We start from the raw sequence: 19,436 nt of genomic DNA, 5'->3' as shown, positions 1-19,436 counted from the left end.
GGGCTCTCCGGCAGCGGCGGCACCGACGGCGCCGTGCGCGCGGTCTGGGCGAGCAGGATCCCGGTGAGGACGACGACGCCGCCGGCGATCTGCCAGCCGGTGAGCACCTGCTCCACCCACAACCAGGCGACCACGGAGGCGAACACGGGTTCGGCGGTGGCGACCAGCCCCGCCGCCGTGGGCGGCAGGTGGCGCAGGGCGGCGATCGACAGCCCGAACGGCATGATCGCGCCCATCACGGCGATCCAGGCGACCAGCACCCACAGCGGCAGCTCCAGCGCGCCGATCGAGACCGGCACGCTGCGGCCGAGCACCCCCGTGTCGAACTGCCACCACGGCGCGGCCACCGCCCACAAGACCGCCGCGGCGACGAAGGCCCAGCAGGTGAGGGTCACCGGATCACGCGTGACCGTCCCCCGCTCCCCGATGAGGTAGTAGGTCGCCAGGGCGACGGCGGCACCGAGTCCGGCCGCGACGCCGACCACGTCCAGCGACCCGCCACCGGTCCAGATCTCGGTCACCAGGGCCAGTCCCGACAGCGACAGCACCAGCGCCAGCCACACCCGGCTGCGCACCTTCTCGCGGCGGACCAGCCAGACGTACAGGGCGATGAGCACCGTGCCGGTGAACTCGAACACCAGCGCGATGCCCACCGGCAGCCGGCCGATCGCCACGTAGAACAGGTACTGCGTCATCGCGATGCCGATGACGCCCAGCACGGCCAGCAGCGGGAGCTCCCGGCGGCCGATCTTCAGGCGGCCGGGTGCGATCACCAGCAGGACGGCGAGCAGCCCCAGGGCGGCGCCGGTGCACCGGAGGGCGGTCAACCGCGGTGCGGAGATCCCCGCCTCGAGCGCGAGGGTCGAGACGGTGCCGTTGACGGCGAACAGGCCCGCTGCGCCGAGCGTGAACGCGTACCCGAGAGCGGGGCGGGTGGTGCGGTGCACATCGGGAACGTAGTCCCCGACGTGCCCCGAACCACCTACCGAGCGGGCGCGCCGCGCCATCCGCGGGCGACGCTCGCCCGCGGACGCGGGAAGCCGTCCTCTCTCGGCACGGCTCCCACCGTCGGTCAGTTCCCGGGTGTCGCACCTCGAGCGTCGCGCACAGCGGCATCGTCACGCTGCGGCACCGGTGAACCGACGTCCGCGACTCCCGCCGCGCCATCGGATCCGCGGTGCTGGGCGGCCGCCACGGGCGTCGTGCCCGAGGCCGTGTCCGGCACGCCGTCCCGGTCCGCGTCCGGTGCCGACTCGACCACCAGCACGAAGTCGTCCCCGTGCCGGGTGATCCCCTCGACGACCGCCTGCTGGATCGCCTCGACGGCCACGGTGCGACGCAGGATCAACGGGTCCGACCGCAGATCCTTGGCGAGCGACACCGCCAGCCCGACCATGACGAACGCGAAGGGCAGCGCGGCGACGATCGTGATGTTCTGCAGCCCGGTCAGGGCCTCCTCGCCCACCAGCAGCATGATCGCGGCAACCGTCCCCATGACCAGGCCCCAGAAGACGACGATCTTCCGGCTGGGCTCGATCGTGCCGCGCTCGGACAGCGATCCCATCACGATCGACGCGGCATCCGCCCCGGAGACGAAGAAGATCGCCACCAACACCATGACCAGCACCGTCATGACCGTGGCCAGAGGATAGGTCTCGAGGACGCCGAACAGCTGCGCCTCGGGAGTGCCTTCCCCGGCGATGTCGGCGCCGCTCCGCTGGGCGCCGATGCCGGCGCCACCGAAGATCGCGAACCAGATCAGGCTGACCACGCTGGGCACGAGCAGCACCCCGGTGACGAACTGGCGGACGGTGCGGCCCCGGCTGATCCGGGCGATGAACATCCCGACGAACGGGGTCCAGCTGATCCACCAGGCCCAGTAGAAGATCGTCCAGCCGCTCAGCCACGCGTCCAGCGGGTCGCCGCCGCTGGCGCCGGTGCGGGCGGCCAGGTCGCCGAGCTCGGCGAAGTAGTTGCCCACGGTCGTGGGAACCAGGTTGAGGATGAAGACCGTCGGGCCGACGACGAAGACGAAGACCGCCAGGACCAGCGCCAGGACCATGTTGATGTTGGCCAGCAACTGGATGCCCTTGGCGATGCCCGAGACCGCGGAGACGACGAACGCCACCGTCAGGATCGCGATGATGGCGACCAGGAGGCCGTTGCCCAGGTCGCCGGCCCAGCCGAGGATCTCGGCGCCGCTGCCGATCTGCAGCGCGCCCAGGCCGAGGGAGGCCGCCGATCCGAAGAGAGTGGCGAAGATCGCCAGGATGTCGATGACCTTGCCCGCCGGTCCTTCGGTGCGCCGCTCGCCGAACAGCGGCGCGAACGCGGAGCTGATCAACTGCCGGCGGCCGCGGCGGAAGGTGCCGTAGGCGATCGCCAGCCCCACCACGGCGTAGATGGCCCACGGGTGCAGCGACCAGTGGAAGAGCGTGGTGGCCATCGCCGTCTCCACGGCCTGGGGCGTCTCGCCCTCGACGGTCAGAGGGGGCGGCGAGACGTAGTGCGACAGCGGCTCGCTGACCCCGAAGAACATCAGGCCGATGCCCATGCCGGCGCTGAACATCATCGCGATCCAGGAGACCGTCCGGAACTCGGGTTCCTCGTCGTCGCGGCCCAGCGGGATGCGGCCGTACTTGCTGGCCGCCAGCCAGATCACGAAGACGACGAACGCCGAGGCGACGAGCACGAACAACCATCCGAGGTTGCCGATGACCCAGCCCAGGGCGCTGCTGCTGGCCGTCCCCAGATTCGACGGGGCCAGGAAACCCCAGGCCACGAAACCGAGTGCCAGTACCGCGGCGACGCCGAACACGACACCGTCCAGGCGGCCGGCCCGGTCGGCGCGGGCTCTGGGCGGGACCGCCAGGGCGGGATGGTCGGCAGCCGGGGAGGCTGCCGGCGCGGGCCGGTCGTCGGCGGAAGATTCGGAAGTTCCGGAAGGTGAGCCGGTCACAGTTGGGTGTGGCGCCGGCACCCGGCGCTTCTCCCTTCACAGTCGACGATGGTTCGGCGGCCCAGACCACCGAGGAGCCGGCTGCCGCCCGCAAGGGCCACGGTGCGCACATCCGACGCCAAACGCAAATCAGCGTGCCCGGGCCGTGACCACTTCGGCCTCGCCGTGCGGGCGCGCAGCTCCGGCTGCCCCGGCTCAGAAGAGGGCGAGCTCCTGCGCGGGCGGGCGCGGCCCGGGGCCCGGGGCGGTGAAGACCGCGTCGAGCCCGGTCGCCTCGAACACCCGCCAGACCGACGGCTGCACGTCGCGCAGCAGGAGGTCGATCCCGCGCTGCAGGCACCACCGGCGCACGGCGATCAGCACCGACAGTCCCACCGAGCCGAGGGAGGGCACGCCGCCGAGGTCGAGTTCCAGAACCGTGCAGCCGGTCAGCGGCCGCTCGGCGACGAAGGCCTCGAGCTGGGGTGCGGTGACGAGGTCGAGGTCGCCCTCCACCGCGACGCGGGCGCGCCCTCCGGCGGTCTCCCACGCCAGGCGCAGCGCGGCCGGTTCGGGCGGGGGGTGCGTGACCCACCACGGGCGGCGCCTCCCGGTCGGCCGCGCCAGCCGCCGGCTGATGTCCCACTCGTGTGCGCGCACCATGCCCGTTGTCCCCAGCCGCCGGCTCCGCCCTCTGGGGCCGGACCGTATGCGCGGCGACCGGGGGGTACAACGGATTTCGGTACTGGATCGGCCGCTGCCCGGCGCCGCCACGCGCGCTGTCACGGTCTGCGACGGAGCGGTGCCACTGGGTCCGGGGGCGTCCCCGCCGTACGCGGGTAGGACCGCCCGTCGAGGAGAGGAGCCCGCGTGGAGCGTCGCCCGCCCTGGTCGGACCGCCGGCGCCGCACCCTGCTCGTGCTCGCAGCCGGCGGCGTCGCCGGTGGTCTGGGTGCGATCGGGCTGCCCGACCGGTTCGGCCTCACCGCGGCCGCGATCGGGGCGCTGAGCGGATTCCTGCTCGTCGCCGCCACCGTCGTGTTCGTCGTCGTCCCGGGGCCCGGGACCGCCGGCACCCTGGCCCGCAGCGCACCGCTGGCCGGCGCGGTCCTCGTGGTCGCCGTCCTCCTGCTGTTCTCCACGTCCGCGGAGCTGCGCCGGGTGTGGTCGCTGACCGCCGTGGCGGCCGCCGGCTGGACCGCATACGCGGTGTGGCAGACCCGGCGGCACGAGGGCTGACCGGCGGCGACAGACTGCCGGTCATGGACGTGCCCGAGGCCCTCTACCTGCCCGACGGCGACGGCTTCGCGGCCACCGCCCTCACCATCGGCCCCTGGGACGCGGGGCACCAGCACGCCGGGCCCCCGGCGGCGTTGCTGCTGCGCGCCGCGGAGCAGGCCAGCGGGATCGAGGGTGGTCAGACGGTGCGGCTGGCCTACGACATCCTCGGCCCGGTGCCGGTCGGACCGGTGCAGGTGCGCACCTCGGTCGTGCGCCCCGGCCGGCGGGTCGAGCTGGTCGAGGCGGTGCTGTCCGCCGGGAACGACCGCCCGCTGATGCGCCTGTCGGCCTGGCGGATGCGCTCGCGCGGGGACGCCGCGCCGGCCACGGCGCAGCCGCACCCGGCACCGGCCGGTCCGGAGGGGAGCCGCCCCGAGCGGGCCGCGTTCTTCACCACCGAGATCGCCTACCACCGGGCGCTGGACTGGCGGTTCGCCGCGGGCACCTTCAACGGTCCCGGCCCGGCCACCGCCTGGACCCGGCCGGAGTGCGCCCTGGTCGCCGGGGAGACGATGACGCCGCTGCAGCACCTGCTGGTCATGACCGACGCGGCCAGTGGCATCTCCGCGACGCTGGACTGGACCCGGGCCACCTTCGCCAACGTCGATCTCTCCGTGGCCCTGCACCGGCCACCGCGCGGGGAGTGGCTCGGCATGGACGCCGCCACCGTCCACGGTGGCACGGGGGCGGCCCAGTGCAACGCCCTCCTCTTCGACGCCGACGGGCCGATCGGCCGGTCCAGCCAGTCGCTGTTCGTCGAACCGCGCTGACCGCCCCATCTCTCCGCGGCCGCCCCGGTCGAGGCCAGCCGCGCGTGCCGGCCGCCGGGACGCCGGGAGCGGCAGCCAGGCCGGCATCGGCCGAGGAGCCTGCCACTGTGGAAGGGTCGCTTCCCCCGACGATTGGAGCTCAGCGCCGTGGACGCGTGGAGAGAGGTGCTGGACTGGCTGTCCGGGCGCGGTCTCGAGGTCGTGCTGATCATCCTCGGGTCGGTGCTGCTGGCCCGGTTCGTCGGCTGGGCCGGCACCCGGATCACCGACCGGATCGACCGCAACGCCACCGGGGGCGACGCACTGGTGCGCTCCGAGGCCGCCAAGCACCGGCACTCGCTCACCCAGGTGCTCACCTGGGCGGCGATCGTGCTCATCTACTCGATCGCCGTGTTCTTCGTCCTCGACCGGCTCGGCGTACCGATCACGGGCCTGGTCGCCCCGGCCACCGTGCTCGGCGTCGGCCTGGGCTTCGGTGCCCAGCGCATCGTCGGTGACGTGCTGGCCGGTTTCTTCATCATCACCGAGCGGCAGTACGGGTTCGGCGACGTCGTCTCCATCCAGGTCCTGGGTGGGATGGAGCCCGCTTCGGGCACCGTGGAGGACGTGACGCTGCGGGTGACCCGGGTCCGTTCGCCCGACGGGGAGGTGGTCACCGTGCCGAACGGGCAGATCGTCAAGGTGATCAACCTGTCGCGCGACTGGGCCCGTGCGGTCGTCGACGTGCCGGTCGCGACCAGCGTGGACGTCAACCGGGTGAACGAGGTGCTGCGTGAGGTCGGCCGCCAGGCCTTCCGCGATCCCGCGCTGCGGCCGTTGCTGCTGGACCCGCCGAGCGTGATGGGCGTGGAGAGCCTGGATCTCGAGCAGGTCAACATCCGAGTGGTCGCGCGCACGTTGCCGGGCAAGCAGTTCGAGGTCGGCCGGGACCTGCGCGCCCGGGTGGTGCAGGCGTTCCGGAGCCAGGGCATGCAGGTGCCCCAGGCCGCGACCGCCCACGATCCCGCGAACGACGGCGCGACCGCCGCGCAGGAGGCCCCCCGATGAGCACGCCGGAGCCGGACCGCCCCGGGGACGGCGTCCCGGCCGCGCCCACGGTGAGCACCGCGCCCGCCGCCGCGGGCACCACGTCCCCCGACGTCGCGCCCGGCCACCGCTGGTGGTCGAACATCCCCCGGCACCTCGGCCGGGCCCGCACCTCGACGGTCGTGCTGAGCGTCCTCTTCCTCGCCGTCTTCACGCTCTACCTCAATGTCAAGCCGCCGGCCGAGGGAAGGCCCCCGGCCGCCCCCGAGGAGACCGTCGAGGAGCCGGTGCCGACGACGGAGACCGAGCCGACCGAGCAGCCCGAGACCGATACCGAGACCACTGCACCGACCACCACGACGGCGCCCACGACCACCGGTTCTCCCTCGCCGCCGGCCCGCCCGACGGCGCCCACCACCACCGGCCCGTCGTCCCCGGAGGACACCGGACCGAACGAGCCGACCACGCCGGAGACCACCGCACCCGCGCCGACCGGCGGTACGGAGGACGGCACCCTCCCCGGCTCCCCGACCGGCTGAGGCCGCGGTACCGCCCCGAGTCCGGCCCGGCGGTCGGTGGTACCGGTGTTTCACGTGGGACAACGTCGTCCTAGGATCGGACCTGGCTCCTGAGAGGCAGCGCGAAGCACCTGGCTGGCTGCCCGGCAACCTCTACTCCGTCTGAGGTGCTCCAGGGGAAGAGCCGGCTGGACGGCGCCCGCCGCCCGGCAAGGACGGAGTTCCCGTGCGCCGCGGGTCTCCGCGAGCGAGAGGAGACGGCGCATGACCGACCCTGCAGCCTGGAGCTTCGAGACCCGGCAGATCCACGCCGGCACGAGCCCCGATCCGGCCACCGGCGCCCGCGCGCTGCCGATCTACGCGACCACCGCCTACCAGTTCCGCGACAGCAAGCACGCCGCGGACCTGTTCGCGCTCGCGGAGATGGGCAACATCTACACCCGGATCATGAACCCGACGCAGGACGCGCTGGAGCAGCGCGTCGCCTCGCTCGAGGGGGGCGTCGCGGCGCTCGCGGTGGCCAGCGGGCAGTCGGCGACGACGCTGGCGATCCTGAACATCGCGGAGGCCGGTGACCACGTCGTCGCCTCCGCCTCGCTCTACGGCGGCACCTACAACCTGCTGCACCACTCGCTGCCCAAGCTGGGCATCACCGTCTCCTTCGTCGAGGACCCCGACGACCCGGAGGCCTGGCAGTCGCTCGTCCGGGACAACACCAAGGCGTTCTTCGGCGAGACCATCGGCAACCCGAAGGGCGACATCCTCGACATCGAGGCCGTCGCCGGGGTCGCCCACCGCAACGGCGTCCCGCTGATCGTGGACAACACCATCGCCACGCCGTTCCTCATCCGGCCGCTCGAGTCCGGCGCCGACGTCGTCGTGCACTCCGCCACCAAGTACCTGGGCGGGCACGGGACGGCGATCGCCGGCCTGATCGTGGACGGCGGCCGCTTCGACTGGACCGCCGGGAAGCACCCCGGTTTCACCACCCCCGACCCGACGTACCACGGCGTGGTCTACGCCGACCTCGGCGCCCCGGCCTACGCGCTCAAGGCCCGTGTGCAGCTGCTGCGCGACCTCGGCCCGGCCATCTCGCCGTTCAACGCCTTCCTGGTCGTCCAAGGCATCGAGACCCTGTCGCTGCGCATGGAGCGGCACGTGCAGAACACGCTGGACGTGGCGCGGTTCCTCGAGGCGCACGACGAGGTGGACCGGGTGAACTACCCGGGCCTGGAGTCCTCGCCCTGGCACGCCGCGCAGCAGAAGTACGCGCCGAAGGGCGCCGGCGCCGTCCTCACCTTCGAGCTGCACGGCGGGCGCGAGGCCGGGCAGAAGTTCGTCGAGGCACTGGAGCTGCACAGCCACGTGGCCAACATCGGCGACGTGCGCAGCCTGGTCATCCACCCGGCATCGACCACGCACTCGCAGCTCACGGCCGAGGAGCAGCTCACCACCGGGGTCACCCCCGGCCTCGTGCGGCTGGCCGTGGGCCTGGAGGGCATCGAAGACATCCTGGCCGACCTGGAGGCCGGTTTCCGCGCCGCCAAGTCGGCCTGAGCGATGGGCGGGTGGGTCGAGGGCGATCCGGTGGGCGACCGCCGGTTCCTCGACCTGCCCGCCCCGTTCCCGCTCGAGCGCGGCGGCAGCCTGCCGGCCGTCCGGATCGCGTACGAGACGTGGGGCCGGCTCTCGCCCGACGGGGACAACGCCGTCCTGGTGGAGCACGCGCTGACCGGCGACAGCCACGTCACGGGCAGTGCCGGGCCGGGGCACCCGACGCCGGGCTGGTGGAGCGACCTGGTCGCCCCGGGCGCCGCGCTCGACCCGGAGCGGTTCTTCGTCGTCTGCGCCAACATCCTCGGCGGGTGCCAGGGGACGACCGGGCCGTCGTCCCGGGCGCCGGACGGCCGCCGCTGGGGCTCGCGCTTCCCCGAGCTGACCGTCGGAGACCAGGTGCGGGTGGAGGCGGCCCTGGCCGACGCACTCGGCATCGACCGCTGGGCCTGCGTCGTCGGTGGCTCGATGGGCGGGATGCGCGCCCTGGAGTGGGCGGTCGCGCAACCCGGCCGCGTGGACACGCTGTTCTTCCTGGCCTCGGCCGCGGTCTCCTCGGCCGACCAGATCGGCACGCAGACCACCCAGCAGGCGGCGATCCGCGCCGACGCCCGCTGGGCCGGGGGCGACTACCCGCTCGACGCAGCCCCGGTGGACGGCCTGGGCATCGCCCGGCGGATCGCCCACCTCACCTACCGCAGTGCGCTGGAGCTCGATGCCCGGTTCGGCTCGCGGGTGCAGGAGGACCACCGGTTCGCCGTCGCCTCCTACCTCGAGCACCACGCCGGCAAGCTGGCCCGCCGGTTCGACGCCGGCAGCTACGTGCTGCTCACCGAGACCATGAACAGCTGGGACCTCGGCCGGGGCCGGAGCGGGGTCGAGGCCGCGCTGGACCGGGTCACCGCGCGTGCGCTGGTCGCCGGCGTGGACACCGACCGCCTCTACCCGCCCGAGCAGCAGCAGCGGGTCGCCGACGCCCTCGGCGTGCCCCTGCGGCTGATCTCCTCCCCGTACGGCCACGACGGGTTCCTGCTCGAGACAGCCGCCGTCGACGGGCTGCTGCGCGAGCTGCTGGACTGACCACCCGGATGCGACGACGTCGTGGCCATCAGGCGGCGATCGCCACGAGTTCGTCGCACTCGGCGCCATCGGTAACGTCGGGCGCATGAGCTACGACGTCGCCGCACTGCGCGCCTCCTTTCCGTCGCTGACGAGCGGCACGGCGCACTTCGACGGCCCCGGCGGCACCCAGGTACCCGACGCGGTGGGCCGGGCGGTGGCCGCGACCCTGACCGCGCCGATCAGCAACCGCGGCTCGGGAACCACCGCCGAGCGGTTCGCCGACGCGACGGTGCTGGCGGCGCGGGCGGCGATGGCCGACCTGCTCGGAGTGGACCCCGGCGGCGTCGTGTTCGGGCGCAGCGCCACCCAGCTCACCTTCGACCTGGCGCGCACCCTGGCGGCCGGCTGGGGCCCCGGCGACGAGGTGGTGGTGACCCGGCTCGACCACGACGCGAACATCCGGCCGTGGGTGCTGGCCGCCGGGGCGGCCGGGGCGACCGTGCGGTGGGCCGCCTTCGACCCGGCCATCGGCGAGCTGACCGCCGACGACGTCGCCGCGGTGCTCACCGACCGGACCCGGGTGGTCGCGGTGACCGGGGCGTCCAACCTCATCGGCACCCGCCCGCCGCTCGCCGCGATCGCCGAGCGGGTGCACGCGGCCGGCGCGCTCCTGGTCGTCGACGGCGTGCACCTGACCGCGCACGCGCCGGTCGACGTCCCAGCCCTCGGGGCCGACGTCTTCCTCTGCTCGCCGTACAAGTTCCTCGGCCCGCACTGCGGTGTCCTGGCCGCCGACCCCGCGCTGCTGGCGACCCTGGGCCCGGCCAAGCTGCTGCCGTCGACGGACGCGGTGCCCGAGCGCTTCGAGCTGGGCACGCTGCCCTACGAGCTGCTGGCCGGGACCACGGCGGCGGTGGACTTCCTGGCCGACCTCGGGGGTTCCGGGACGCGTCGGGAGCGGCTGGTGTCGGCGATGACCGCGATCGAGGAGCACGAGGACCGGCTCCGCGAGACCCTCGAGGCCGGACTGGCCGAACTCCCCGGCGTCCGGTCGTGGTCGCGGGCGGCGCACCGCACCCCGACCCTGCTGCTGACCTTCCAGGGGCGGGACGCCGCCGATGCTTACCGGTTCCTCGCCACCCGGGGGGTCAACGCGCCGGCCGGCTCGTTCTACGCGATCGAGGCCAGCCGGTGGCTCGGCCTCGGCGACACCGGCGGCCTGCGGGCGGGCCTGGCCCCCTACAGCGACACCGACGACGTCGACCGGCTGCTCGCCGGGCTGCGCGAGTGGCTGGCGACCTGACGTCAGCGGCCTCCCTGCAGGGGCCCACCGCGAGCCTGCGAGTGGTGGGGGGCAGGGGGTCCTTCTTCAGGACATGTCGTCGCCGGGCTGGTGCCCGGCCGGAGGAAGCTTTCCCCGGACGACGGGGCGTACCGCGCGCGCGGAGTCCAGCCGGTCGGTGTAGCTGATCGCGTTGCCCTGGATGTGCAGCTGGTCGTCGTCGGTGGCCTCGCGCAGCAGCTTGGCGGGGACGCCGGCGATCAGCGAACGGGGCGGGAAGACCTTGCCCTGGGTGACGACGGCGCCCGCGGCGACGATGGAGCCCGAGCCGATGTGCGCGCCGTTCATGACGATGCTGCCCATGCCCACCAGGACGTCGTCGTCGATGCGGGCGCCGTGCAGCACCACCCGGTGCCCGACCGAGACGCGTTCACCGACGACCAGGGGGAACCCCTCGTCGGAGTGGAGGGTGCAGCCGTCCTGGATGTTGGAGTCGGCGCCGATCCGGATGACGTCGGTGTCGGCGCGGGCCACCGCGCCGTACCAGATGCTGGACCGCGGGCCCATGGTCACCGCACCCACCACCACCGCCGTCGGGGCGACGAAGGCGTCCTCGGCGATCGCCGGGGCGCCGAAGGGCAGTGCCGCGATGTAGTTGTCCGCCACGTCGTCCAGCACAGCACAGCCCCGCGTGACGCGCACCGGGCGGGCCCGGCAGACTCGCCGGCATGCCGGCGCCCCTTCCCCCCTTTGCCACGTCGATCGTCGGTAGCCTGCCCCAGCCGGGCTGGCTGATCGACCGCGACCGCCTGGCCCACCAGTTCCCGCCGCGGGTGCGGGCGCGCGAGCTGTGGCGGGTGGCGCCCGAGCTGCTCGCCGAGGCGCAGGACGACGCGACCCGGCTGGCCATCCGCTCCCAGGAGCACGCCGGCCTCGACATCGTCACCGACGGCGAGATCCGGCGGGAGTCGTACTCCAACCACTTCGCGACGGCGCTGACCGGCGTCGACGTCGACGACCCCGGCACCGTGCTCAACCGGTCGGGCAAGCCGATCCCGGTGCCGCGGGTGCGGGGCGCGATCTCCCGGCCCACCCCGATCCAGGCCGACGACGTCCGCTTCCTCCGGGCGCACACCGACCGGATCGTCAAGATCACGGTCCCGGGCCCGTTCACCATGGCGCAGCAGGCCCAGGACGACCACTACGGCGACGACCGGGCGCTCGCCCTGGCCTACGCCGACGTCGTCCGCGCGGAGATCGCCGACCTCTTCACCGCCGGCGCCGACATCGTGCAGATCGACGAGCCGTGGCTGCAGGCCCGCCCCGACGTCGCCCGGAAGTACGGCGCGGAGGCGGTGACCCGAGCGGTGGAGGGCGCGCCCGGTCCGGTGCACCTGCACCTGTGCTTCGGGTACGCCGCGATGGTCTCCGAGCGGCCCGAGGGTTACTCGTTCCTGCCCGAGCTCGCCGACACCCCCGTCGACACCGTCGCCGTGGAGACGGCGCAGTCGCACCTCGACCCCGCCACGCTGCGGCCGCTGCGGGGCAAGGGCATCGCCCTCGGGGTCCTCGACCTGTCCACGCCGGAGGTGGAGAGCCCCGAGGTCGTGGCCGACCGGGTGCGTCGCGCGCTGGACGACGTGGACGTCGACCGGCTGGTGCTCACCAGCGACTGCGGGCTGAAGTACCTGCCGCAGGAGTCCGCGGCGGGCAAGATGCGGTCGCTGGCGCTGGCCGCGGAGCAGCTGCGCGCCGAACTGTAGGAGCTGGAACGGCCCCCTCGCAGGGTCCCGCCGCGAGCCTGGTGACGTACTGGAACGGCCCCCTTCCAGGGCCCCGCCCTGAGCCTGGTGACGTACTGGAACGGCCCCTTCCAGGGCCCCGCCCTGAGCCTGGTGACGTACTGGAACGGCCCCCTTCCAGGGCCCCGCCCTGAGCCTGGTGACGTACTGGAACGGCCCCCTTGCAGGGGCCCGACGCGAGCCTGCGAGTGGCGGGGGGCAAGGGGGTCCTCTTTCAGATCAGGCCGTGCGCGTGCACCGCCTCGGCCACCTGGAGGAACCCGGCCACGTTGGCGCCGAGCACCAGGTCGCCGGGGGAGCCGTACTCCTCGGCCGTCTCGTGGCAGCGGGTGTGGATGTCGCGCATGATCTCGGCCAGCCGGTCCTCGGTGTGCTCGAAGGTCCAGCGGTCGCGCGAGGCGTTCTGCTGCATCTCCAGCGCGGAGGTCGCCACGCCGCCGGCGTTGGCGGCCTTGCCGGGCGCGAAGCCGACACCCGCCTCGCGGAAGACCTTCACCGCCGACGGCGTCGCCGGCATGTTCGCCCCTTCCGCGACGTAGCGGCAGCCGCTGCGCGCCAGCACCGCGGCGGCGTCGCCGTCCAGCTCGTTCTGCGTGGCGCTGGGGATCGCGACATCGCACGGGACGTCCCAGATGCTCCCGCCGGGCACGAAGGTGGCGCCGTCTCGCCGCTCGGCGTAGTCGGCCACCCGCCCGCGCTCGACCTCCTTGACCTGCTTGAGCAGCTCGAGGTCGATGCCCTTGTCGTCCACGACGTAGCCGCTGGAGTCGGAGCAGGCAACCGCGGTACCGCCGAGCTGGTGCACCTTCTCGATCGCGTAGACGGCCACGTTGCCCGATCCGCTGACGACGACCCGCTTACCGGCGAAGTCCTCACCGCGGGCGGCCATCATCGCCTCGGCGAAGAAGACCGCCCCGTAGCCGGTCGCCTCCGTGCGCACGAGGGCGCCGCCCCAGCCCAGCCCCTTGCCGGTGAGGACGCCGGACTCGTAGCGGTTGGTGATCCGCTTGTACTGGCCGAACAGGTAGCCGATCTCGCGCGCCCCCACGCCGATGTCGCCGGCCGGGACGTCGGTGTACTCGCCCAGGTGCCGGTAGAGCTCGGTCATGAACGACTGGCAGAACCGCATGACCTCGGAGTCGGAGCGGCCCTTCGGGTCGAAGTCCGAGCCGCCCTTGCCGCCGCCGATGGGCATGCCGGTGAGCGCGTTCTTGAAGATCTGCTCGAACCCGAGGAACTTGACGATGCCGAGGTTCACCGACGGGTGGAACCGCAGGCCGCCCTTGTACGGGCCGAGGGCGGAGTTGAACTCCACCCGGAAACCGCGGTTGATCTGCACGTCGCCGCGGTCGTCCTGCCACGGGACGCGGAAGATGATCTGCCGCTCGGGCTCGCAGATCCGCTCCACGGTCTTCATCTCGGTGTACTCGCTGTGCCGGTCCAGCACCACGGCCAGCGACTCGAGCACCTCGCGGACGGCCTGGTGAAACTCGGTCTCACCAGGGTTGCGCCGCAGCACCTCGTCGTAGATGCCCAGCACCGTGGCAGGAACCTCGCCGCTCATCAGGACTCCTCGCTCCATACGTTCCGACGGGAGCAACGTACGGGGCGTCGACGGACTGGTTCGGAGCAGGTCGCCCGGGTGCCGGTGGCCGGGACGCGGGAGCGAGGGTCAGCCGGTGGGGCGGACGCCGAACCGGAAGCCGCCCTGGTCGACGCTGGTCACCGACAGCGGTGTGCCGTACGTCCGGGCGTGCACGATCATCCCGTTCCCGATGTAGAGGGCCACGTGGCTGATCGGGGAGTAGTAGAAGACCAGGTCACCGGGCTGCAGCTCGCCGCGGGAGAGCTGCGGGCCGGGGATCTTCGACTGGCCGCCGCTGGTCCGCGGGAGCGTGATGCCGGCGGCCGCGTAGGCGTAGGACGTCAGGCCCGAGCAGTCGAAGGCGTCGGGTCCGGTCGCGCCCCGTCGGTAGGGCGAGCCCACCTGCGCCAGCGCCGTCTGGATGGCGGTGGCCGCGGCGCTGCCCGGGACGACGGGCAGCTCGTCGACCGCCGGCGTCCGCAGCCGCGGGCCGGCCACGGCGGTGGAGACCCGGTCCTGCTCCTCGGCCGACAGCCGGGCGTAGTCGGACTCGTACTGGGTCGCCCGCCGCTCGACCTCCGCCTGCTGGGCCTGGAGCTCCTCCAGGCCGGCCCGGGCGGTGGCGGCCGCCTGGTCGGCGGTCGCCTGGGCCTGTTCGGCGGCCGTCCGGGCCGCGGCGACCTCGGCGATGACCGCGTTGGTGTGCGCGGCGATCATGTCCAGCGTGGTCAGCTGCCGGACCAGGTCATCGGCGGAGTCGCTGGTCAGGAAGGCGGCCAGCCGGGAGGTGGTCGTGCCGGTGAAGCCGCTCTGGACGATGGCCCGGATCTGCGGCTCGTGGACGGCGACGGCCTGCCGGGCGGCCTCGGCCTGGGCGGCGGCCGCGGCCGCGGCGGCCTGCTGCACGGCGACGATCTCCTCCGCCTCGTGCACCTGGGCCTCGACGCGGGTCAGCTCCTGAGCGGCCTGGGCCATCAGCGTGGCGGCCTCGGCGACGGAGCCGGGTGCCGCGGTGGCCGCCGTCGGGGTGAGGACGCCGGTGGCGCCCGCTACGAGGGCCGCGACGAGAGCCAGGACGGCACGCGGGCGGCGACGGGTGGTCCTGCGCTGCGACTGCACCGTGGCCTCCGATCACTCGCGCCGGGCCCGGGGAAGGGGCCGCACTGATGCGCGTCAGCACGGAACGTAGGGATGCAGTATCGACAAGTAGTGGGCGGCGCGCGGAGTGGTGGCCCGCCGGCCGCACCGGTCGTCACACCCGCCCCAGGGGGGCTCACCCGCCCCGGTCGGGGACCAGCGGCGCACCCCGGCAGCCGTGCCGTCGGGACGCCGGTCTGGCGCCAGGACATGGCACGGTCGGCGACGGCGCCGGTGACGAGGAAGTAGACGGTGACGAGGGAGTGACCGGCGACGAGGGAATAGCCGGCGACGAAAGTAGACGGTGCCGAGGGAGCAGCCGGCCTCGTGTGCGACGTCGACGACCTGGTCGCGGCGGGACCAGGTCCACGGGGGACCACCGACCGCGGTGGCGTTCCCCAGCGCCTGGTCGGTGGCCGGGCGGACCGAGGTGTGCCCCGGCGAAGCGCGCCAGCCGCGCAGCCCGGTCGCCGACCAGATGCCACGTGGCTCACCGACGGCAGCGCCGGTGCCCCGGTGCACCAGGTGGTTGGTGACCGACCGCCGGCAGGACCGGCAGCCGACGTCGGGTGGTGGCCCCCTGCAGGGTCCCGCCGCGAGCCTGCGAGCGGCAGGGGCCAGGGGGCCTTCCACTTCTCACCGAGGGTCAGCACGGCGATTCTCACCGAGGGTCAGCACGGCGACGCCGGCCAGGCCGGCGAGTACGCCTCCAGGGCGGCCTGGCCCGACATGGGGTCGCCCACCTCATCAGGGCCGGGTGACACCCGAGCACCGCGGGGCTGCCGCGACGCGGGGCCGCCGTGACGCAGGGCCCGTCCCGAGCTGGGCGGCGGGCACCACGGCACCGTGTCGAGCACGGTCTGCCTCTGAGCACCACTGCACTCAGAGGCAGACTTGCCGCGCAGACGCGTGCTCCCGGAGGGCCGAAGCCGTCGTCGGGCCCGGCGTCATCTCGCCGGGCACCACCCCGAGCTCGCGGGCGTCGCGCAGCCGGGTTGCCGCCCTGGCACGTGGGAGGCAGCGAGCCGGTCAGCCGGCGAGGCGCTCCTGCGCCTCGAGGCCGGCCACGGCTTCGAAGTCGCGCAGGATGGCCGCGAGCTCCTCGGAGGTCCACGGCTCGCAGCAGTCGCAGCCTCCCTCGCGGAAGGTCGCCAGGCCGATGGAACCGCCGGCCTGGTCCTCGGCGATGGCCAGGTGACCGGCGGAGGGGTGGCGGTGGCAGGCGCAGGCCGCGGCGCAGAGGCCCAGGCCCCAGCCGGAGATCACGACGGTGTGCCCGTCGTCGCGGACCTTGCCCACCTGGAAGACGGACGGCTTGCGACTCCTGCTCACGGAGTCCTCCCCTCGACAGCCCCGTGGGAAGCGGGGCTTGCGTTCGGTTTCCCAGAAGAACTGGGGTACGAGAGGTTTCGGCACATCCAGGCCCGGGGTAAAGCTCTCAGCCGCCAGTACTTTCGCAACCGAGCGTAATTCCGTCGATACGTTTCGTCCCCGGCACTTTCCGCCAGCGGTTCACGATCCACTTGTGAGAACTACGCTGTTGTCATTCGACCGCCGCGTTCAGCTGGCCGGGCTCACGCTGCTCATGTTGAAGTCCGGCACCCGCAGGGCCGGCATGGCGGTGCGGGTGAACCAATCGTTCCACTCCCGCGGCAGGGTGCGCTCGGTGACGCCGGCCTGCACCGCACGGCCCAGCAGGTCGACCGGCGACTCGTTGAACCGGAAGTTGTTCACCCCACCGGTGACCTCGCCGTTCTCGACCAGGAACACGCCGTCGCGGGTCAGCCCGGTGAGCAGCAGGGTCTGCGGATCCACCTCGCGGATGTACCAGAGGGTGGTAAGCAGCAGCCCCCGGTCGGTGGCCGCCACCATCTCCTCCTGCGTGGCCGTGACGCCCGGCTGCTCGAGGATCAGGTTGTCGACCGCGGCGGTGGCCGGCGCCGTGGTCTTCAGCGCCCATGCCCGGGGACGGATCAGGTTGGCGAGCACCCCCTCGGAGATCCAGTCGACCGCAGGGGTCGCCATGCCGTTGTCGAACACCGACGCCGAGCCCGACGACGAGCCCACCACCTGGAACGGCGCGGCCTCCAGGCCGGGGAAACCGGGGTCGCTGCGCAGCGTCAGCGGCAGGGCCGCCAGCCGGTCACCCGTGCGGTTGCCCCCGCCGGGCCGGGCGAAGACGTTGCGCCCCTCGTCGGCGTCCCGGGCCTCCATCGTCCAGTAGAGGTAGATCATCAGGTCGCTGACCGCCGAGGGCGGCAGCAACGTCTCGTAGCGCCCGGCCGGCAGGTCCACCCGTCGCTGCGACCACGCCATCTTCCGCTCCACGTCGGCGGCCAGGTCGGCCACCGACACGTCCGTGAAGTCCCGCGTGCCCGTGCCGGCCCAGACCGAGCGGCCGAAGTCCGGGGTCTTGCCGTTGAGCTCCAACCGGCCGGTGGGCTGGTCGTGCCGCAGCCGAAGCCCGGTGGAGCTGCCCAGGTAGGTGCTGCGCATGGTGTGCTCGGCGAACCCGAACAGCAGCTCGCCGCGGTCGCGCGCCTCGCCGAACGCCTGGCCCAGCGCGGGGGCGAAGTCGGCGAAGACGCCGATGGAGGTCTCCGCCGGGTCGGCGGCCCAGTCGCCGGCCCCGGGAAGCGCACCACCGTCAGGACCAGGGGCGATCAGCGGCATCGCGTCCTCGGCCGGGCCGGCGTCGCGGGCGGCGCGCTCGCTGGCGGCGACGAGCTCGACGATGTCCGGGGTGCCGCTCCGGGACACCGTGCCGGCGGCCATCCCGGCCCCGCCGTCGACGAAGGAGATGACCACGACCGAGCGCGAGCGCATGGCCCCGTTGGTGGTGAGGCTGTTGCCCGCCCACCGGAGGTTGGCCTCCGAGCCCTCGACCACGACGGTGATCTGCCCGTCGGCGGTGGAGGCGGCCAGCGCCTGCTCGACGACATCCTGCGGACGCTGGTACCTCATCGGCCGGCCTCCTCGACGGTGTTGAGGATGGTGACGTCCTCGAACAGCGCCGTCGGGCAGCCGTGGCTGACCGCCGCGGTCTGGCCGGGCTGGGCCTTGCCGCAGTTGAAGGCACCGCCGAGCACGTAGGTCTGCGGGCCGCCGACCGCCGACATCGAGCCCCAGAAGTCCGTCGTCGTCGCCTGGTAGGCGACGTCGCGCAGCTGGCCGGCCAGCTTCCCGCTCTCGATCTTGTAAAAACGCTGGCCGGTGAACTGGAAGTTGTAGCGCTGCATGTCGATCGACCAGCTCTTGTCGCCGACGACGTAGATGCCGCGCTCGACCCCGGCGATGATCGCTTGCGTCGAGGGGCCGTCGGGCGCCGGCTGCAGCGACACGTTGGCCATCCGCTGCACCGGCACGTGGCCGGGCGAGTCGGCGAACGCGCACCCGTTGGAGCGCGCCATGCCCTGCCGCCGGGCCATGTTGCGGTCCACCTGGTAGCCGACCAGCACGCCGTCGCGCACGATGTCCCACTGCTGGCCGGCGACGCCCTCGTCGTCCCAGCCGACGGTGGCCAGGCCGTGCAGGGCGGTGCGGTCGCCGGTCACGTCCATCAGCGCGGAGCCGTACCGCAGGGTGCCGAGCCGGTCGGGCGTGGCGAAGGAGGTGCCGGCGTAGGCGGCCTCGTAGCCCAGCGCCCGGTCCAGCTCGGTGGCGTGGCCGATCGACTCGTGGATGGTCAGCCAGAGGTTCGAGGGGTCGACGACGAGGTCGTAGCGGCCGGCCTGCACCGAGGGCGCCTTGGTCTTCTCCCGCAGCAGTTCGGGCAGCTCGGCGAGTTCTCCGCGCCAGTCCCAGCCGGTGCCGGTGAGGTACTCCCAGCCGCGGCCGACCGGCGGGGCCAGGGTGCGCATGCTCTCGAACGAGCCGGTCGCGCGGTCGACGGTCAGCGCGGTGAACTCCGGCTGGATGCGGATGCGCTGCTGGCGGGTGCGGGTGCCGGCGGTGTCGGCGTAGTACTTCTGCTCCTTGACCAGCATGCAGGTGGCCTGCACGTGCTCGACGCCGTCGGCGGCCAGCAGCCGCTCGGAGAGCTCGGTGAGCAGCGCGGACTTCTCCCCGTCCGGGACGGTGAAGGGGTCGATGTCGTAGGCGGAGATCCAGGTGCCGTCGTAGGTGGGTTCGAGCGCGAGCTCCACCCGGTCCTGGTTGAGCGCGGCGGCCACCCGGGCCACCGCCACGGCTTCCTCGGCCAGCCGCACCGCCTCGGCCGCGGTGAGCACGACGCCCGCGGCGAAGCCCCAGGTGCCCTCGTGCACCACGCGGACGGCCAGACCCAGGTCCTCCCCGTCGGTGAACGCCTCGGGGCGGGCGTCGCGCAGGCTGATCGTCTGGGTGCGGATCCGCTCGACCCGGAGATCGGCGTGCTCGCAGCCGAGGTCGACCGCCCGGGTCAGCGCGGCCTCCGTGAGCGCGGACAGCGGCAGCGCGAGGAACGCCTCGTCGATGGCGCGGGGTGCTGACACGGATCCTGT

At 73.4% G+C, this 19,436-nt stretch carries 16 protein-coding genes, 1 pseudogene and 1 riboswitch; of the genes and pseudogenes, 8 read left to right on the top strand and 9 right to left on the bottom strand.

Features of this window, described 5'->3' with window-relative positions; genetic code table 11:
- Positions 1–110 precede the first annotated feature (110 nt).
- The 3 genes and pseudogenes from QOZ86_RS02510 to QOZ86_RS02500 all read right to left on the bottom strand — a co-directional run.
- Positions 111–1,007: pseudogene (locus tag QOZ86_RS02510) on the bottom strand (EamA family transporter); the annotation flags it as partial.
- A gap of 65 nt (positions 1,008–1,072) precedes the next feature.
- Positions 1,073–2,818: a BCCT family transporter gene (locus QOZ86_RS02505; RefSeq protein WP_284490373.1), complete on the bottom strand. Its 1,746-nt coding sequence runs from the start codon at positions 2,816–2,818 to the stop codon at positions 1,073–1,075.
- Between the two features lie 336 nt (positions 2,819–3,154).
- Entirely contained in the window at positions 3,155–3,601 is a 447-nt protein-coding gene (locus tag QOZ86_RS02500) for an STAS domain-containing protein (protein WP_284490372.1), read from the bottom strand.
- Between the two features lie 207 nt (positions 3,602–3,808).
- Here QOZ86_RS02500 and QOZ86_RS02495 point away from each other — a divergent pair, with 207 nt between their 5' ends.
- The 7 genes from QOZ86_RS02495 to QOZ86_RS02465 all read left to right on the top strand — a co-directional run bounded on the left by QOZ86_RS02495 (position 3,809) and on the right by QOZ86_RS02465 (position 10,452).
- A complete protein-coding gene (locus tag QOZ86_RS02495) occupies positions 3,809–4,177 on the top strand; it encodes a hypothetical protein (RefSeq protein ID WP_284490371.1) in 369 nt (122 codons plus the stop codon).
- A gap of 23 nt (positions 4,178–4,200) precedes the next feature.
- Positions 4,201–4,989 (top strand): thioesterase family protein, encoded by a 789-nt coding sequence (locus QOZ86_RS02490; protein WP_284490370.1) that lies wholly within the window; start codon positions 4,201–4,203, stop codon positions 4,987–4,989.
- Positions 4,990–5,136: 147 nt separating this feature from the next.
- Positions 5,137–6,036 (top strand): mechanosensitive ion channel family protein, encoded by a 900-nt coding sequence (locus QOZ86_RS02485; RefSeq protein WP_284490369.1) that lies wholly within the window; start codon positions 5,137–5,139, stop codon positions 6,034–6,036.
- On the top strand, positions 6,033–6,554 hold the full coding sequence (locus QOZ86_RS02480) for a WLR motif membrane protein (protein ID WP_284490368.1): 522 nt from the start codon (positions 6,033–6,035) through the stop codon (positions 6,552–6,554). Before QOZ86_RS02485 ends, QOZ86_RS02480 begins: the two co-directional genes overlap by 4 nt.
- Before the next feature lie 85 nt (positions 6,555–6,639).
- Positions 6,640–6,755: riboswitch (SAM riboswitch) on the top strand.
- Between the two features lie 42 nt (positions 6,756–6,797).
- Positions 6,798–8,090 carry a bifunctional o-acetylhomoserine/o-acetylserine sulfhydrylase gene (locus tag QOZ86_RS02475; protein WP_284490367.1) on the top strand — a complete coding sequence of 431 codons (1,293 nt, stop codon included), beginning with the start codon at positions 6,798–6,800 and terminating at the stop codon, positions 8,088–8,090.
- Positions 8,091–8,093: 3 nt separating this feature from the next.
- Complete coding sequence (gene metX / locus QOZ86_RS02470) at positions 8,094–9,167, top strand: homoserine O-acetyltransferase MetX (protein ID WP_284490366.1); 1,074 nt, start codon at positions 8,094–8,096, stop codon at positions 9,165–9,167.
- An 85-nt stretch (positions 9,168–9,252) separates the two neighbouring features.
- Entirely contained in the window at positions 9,253–10,452 is a 1,200-nt protein-coding gene (locus QOZ86_RS02465; RefSeq protein ID WP_284490365.1) for a cysteine desulfurase-like protein, read from the top strand.
- A 66-nt stretch (positions 10,453–10,518) separates the two neighbouring features.
- Here QOZ86_RS02465 and QOZ86_RS02460 read toward each other — a convergent pair whose 3' ends face one another.
- Positions 10,519–11,097 carry a gamma carbonic anhydrase family protein gene (locus QOZ86_RS02460; protein WP_284490364.1) on the bottom strand — a complete coding sequence of 193 codons (579 nt, stop codon included), beginning with the start codon at positions 11,095–11,097 and terminating at the stop codon, positions 10,519–10,521.
- Between the two features lie 62 nt (positions 11,098–11,159).
- Between QOZ86_RS02460 and QOZ86_RS02455 the strand changes: the two genes are divergently transcribed.
- Positions 11,160–12,194, top strand: a complete 1,035-nt coding sequence (locus QOZ86_RS02455) for a uroporphyrinogen decarboxylase family protein (protein ID WP_284490363.1) — start codon at positions 11,160–11,162, stop codon at positions 12,192–12,194.
- A 253-nt stretch (positions 12,195–12,447) separates the two neighbouring features.
- Here QOZ86_RS02455 and gdhA read toward each other — a convergent pair whose 3' ends face one another.
- The 5 genes from gdhA to QOZ86_RS02430 all read right to left on the bottom strand — a co-directional run bounded on the left by gdhA (position 12,448) and on the right by QOZ86_RS02430 (position 19,427).
- The gene (gdhA, locus tag QOZ86_RS02450) at positions 12,448–13,797 is read right to left on the bottom strand and encodes an NADP-specific glutamate dehydrogenase (protein ID WP_284490362.1); all 1,350 of its coding nucleotides are present in this window, start codon (positions 13,795–13,797) and stop codon (positions 12,448–12,450) included.
- Positions 13,798–13,905: 108 nt separating this feature from the next.
- Positions 13,906–14,937 (bottom strand): C40 family peptidase, encoded by a 1,032-nt coding sequence (locus QOZ86_RS02445; protein ID WP_284490361.1) that lies wholly within the window; start codon positions 14,935–14,937, stop codon positions 13,906–13,908.
- A 1,047-nt stretch (positions 14,938–15,984) separates the two neighbouring features.
- Positions 15,985–16,287 (bottom strand): hypothetical protein, encoded by a 303-nt coding sequence (locus tag QOZ86_RS02440; RefSeq protein ID WP_284490360.1) that lies wholly within the window; start codon positions 16,285–16,287, stop codon positions 15,985–15,987.
- A gap of 228 nt (positions 16,288–16,515) precedes the next feature.
- Positions 16,516–17,919: a metallopeptidase TldD-related protein gene (locus QOZ86_RS02435; RefSeq protein ID WP_284490359.1), complete on the bottom strand. Its 1,404-nt coding sequence runs from the start codon at positions 17,917–17,919 to the stop codon at positions 16,516–16,518.
- Entirely contained in the window at positions 17,916–19,427 is a 1,512-nt protein-coding gene (locus QOZ86_RS02430) for a TldD/PmbA family protein (RefSeq protein ID WP_284490358.1), read from the bottom strand. Before QOZ86_RS02430 ends, QOZ86_RS02435 begins: the two co-directional genes overlap by 4 nt.
- Between the last annotated feature and the right edge of the window lie 9 nt (positions 19,428–19,436).

Origin of the sequence: Blastococcus capsensis (genome assembly GCF_030165005.1) — a bacterium.
Classification (GTDB): domain Bacteria; phylum Actinomycetota; class Actinomycetes; order Mycobacteriales; family Geodermatophilaceae; genus Blastococcus; species Blastococcus capsensis.
Note: the sequence above shows the minus strand (reverse complement) of the source record. Positions and strands in the feature narration are given on the sequence as shown.

Bases quoted from the DNA above. Each gene is read 5' to 3' on its own strand.
- QOZ86_RS02465 (WP_284490365.1), top strand. From the start codon at position 9,253: ATGAGCTACGACGTCGCCGCACTGCGCGCCTCCTTTCCGTCGCTGACG.
- gdhA (WP_284490362.1), bottom strand. From the start codon at position 13,797: ATGAGCGGCGAGGTTCCTGCCACGGTGCTGGGCATCTACGACGAGGTG.
- QOZ86_RS02455 (WP_284490363.1), top strand. From the start codon at position 11,160: ATGCCGGCGCCCCTTCCCCCCTTTGCCACGTCGATCGTCGGTAGCCTG.
- QOZ86_RS02480 (WP_284490368.1), top strand. From the start codon at position 6,033: ATGAGCACGCCGGAGCCGGACCGCCCCGGGGACGGCGTCCCGGCCGCG.
- QOZ86_RS02500 (WP_284490372.1), bottom strand. From the start codon at position 3,601: ATGGTGCGCGCACACGAGTGGGACATCAGCCGGCGGCTGGCGCGGCCG.
- metX (WP_284490366.1), top strand. From the start codon at position 8,094: ATGGGCGGGTGGGTCGAGGGCGATCCGGTGGGCGACCGCCGGTTCCTC.
- QOZ86_RS02435 (WP_284490359.1), bottom strand. From the start codon at position 17,919: ATGAGGTACCAGCGTCCGCAGGATGTCGTCGAGCAGGCGCTGGCCGCC.
- QOZ86_RS02490 (WP_284490370.1), top strand. From the start codon at position 4,201: ATGGACGTGCCCGAGGCCCTCTACCTGCCCGACGGCGACGGCTTCGCG.
- QOZ86_RS02475 (WP_284490367.1), top strand. From the start codon at position 6,798: ATGACCGACCCTGCAGCCTGGAGCTTCGAGACCCGGCAGATCCACGCC.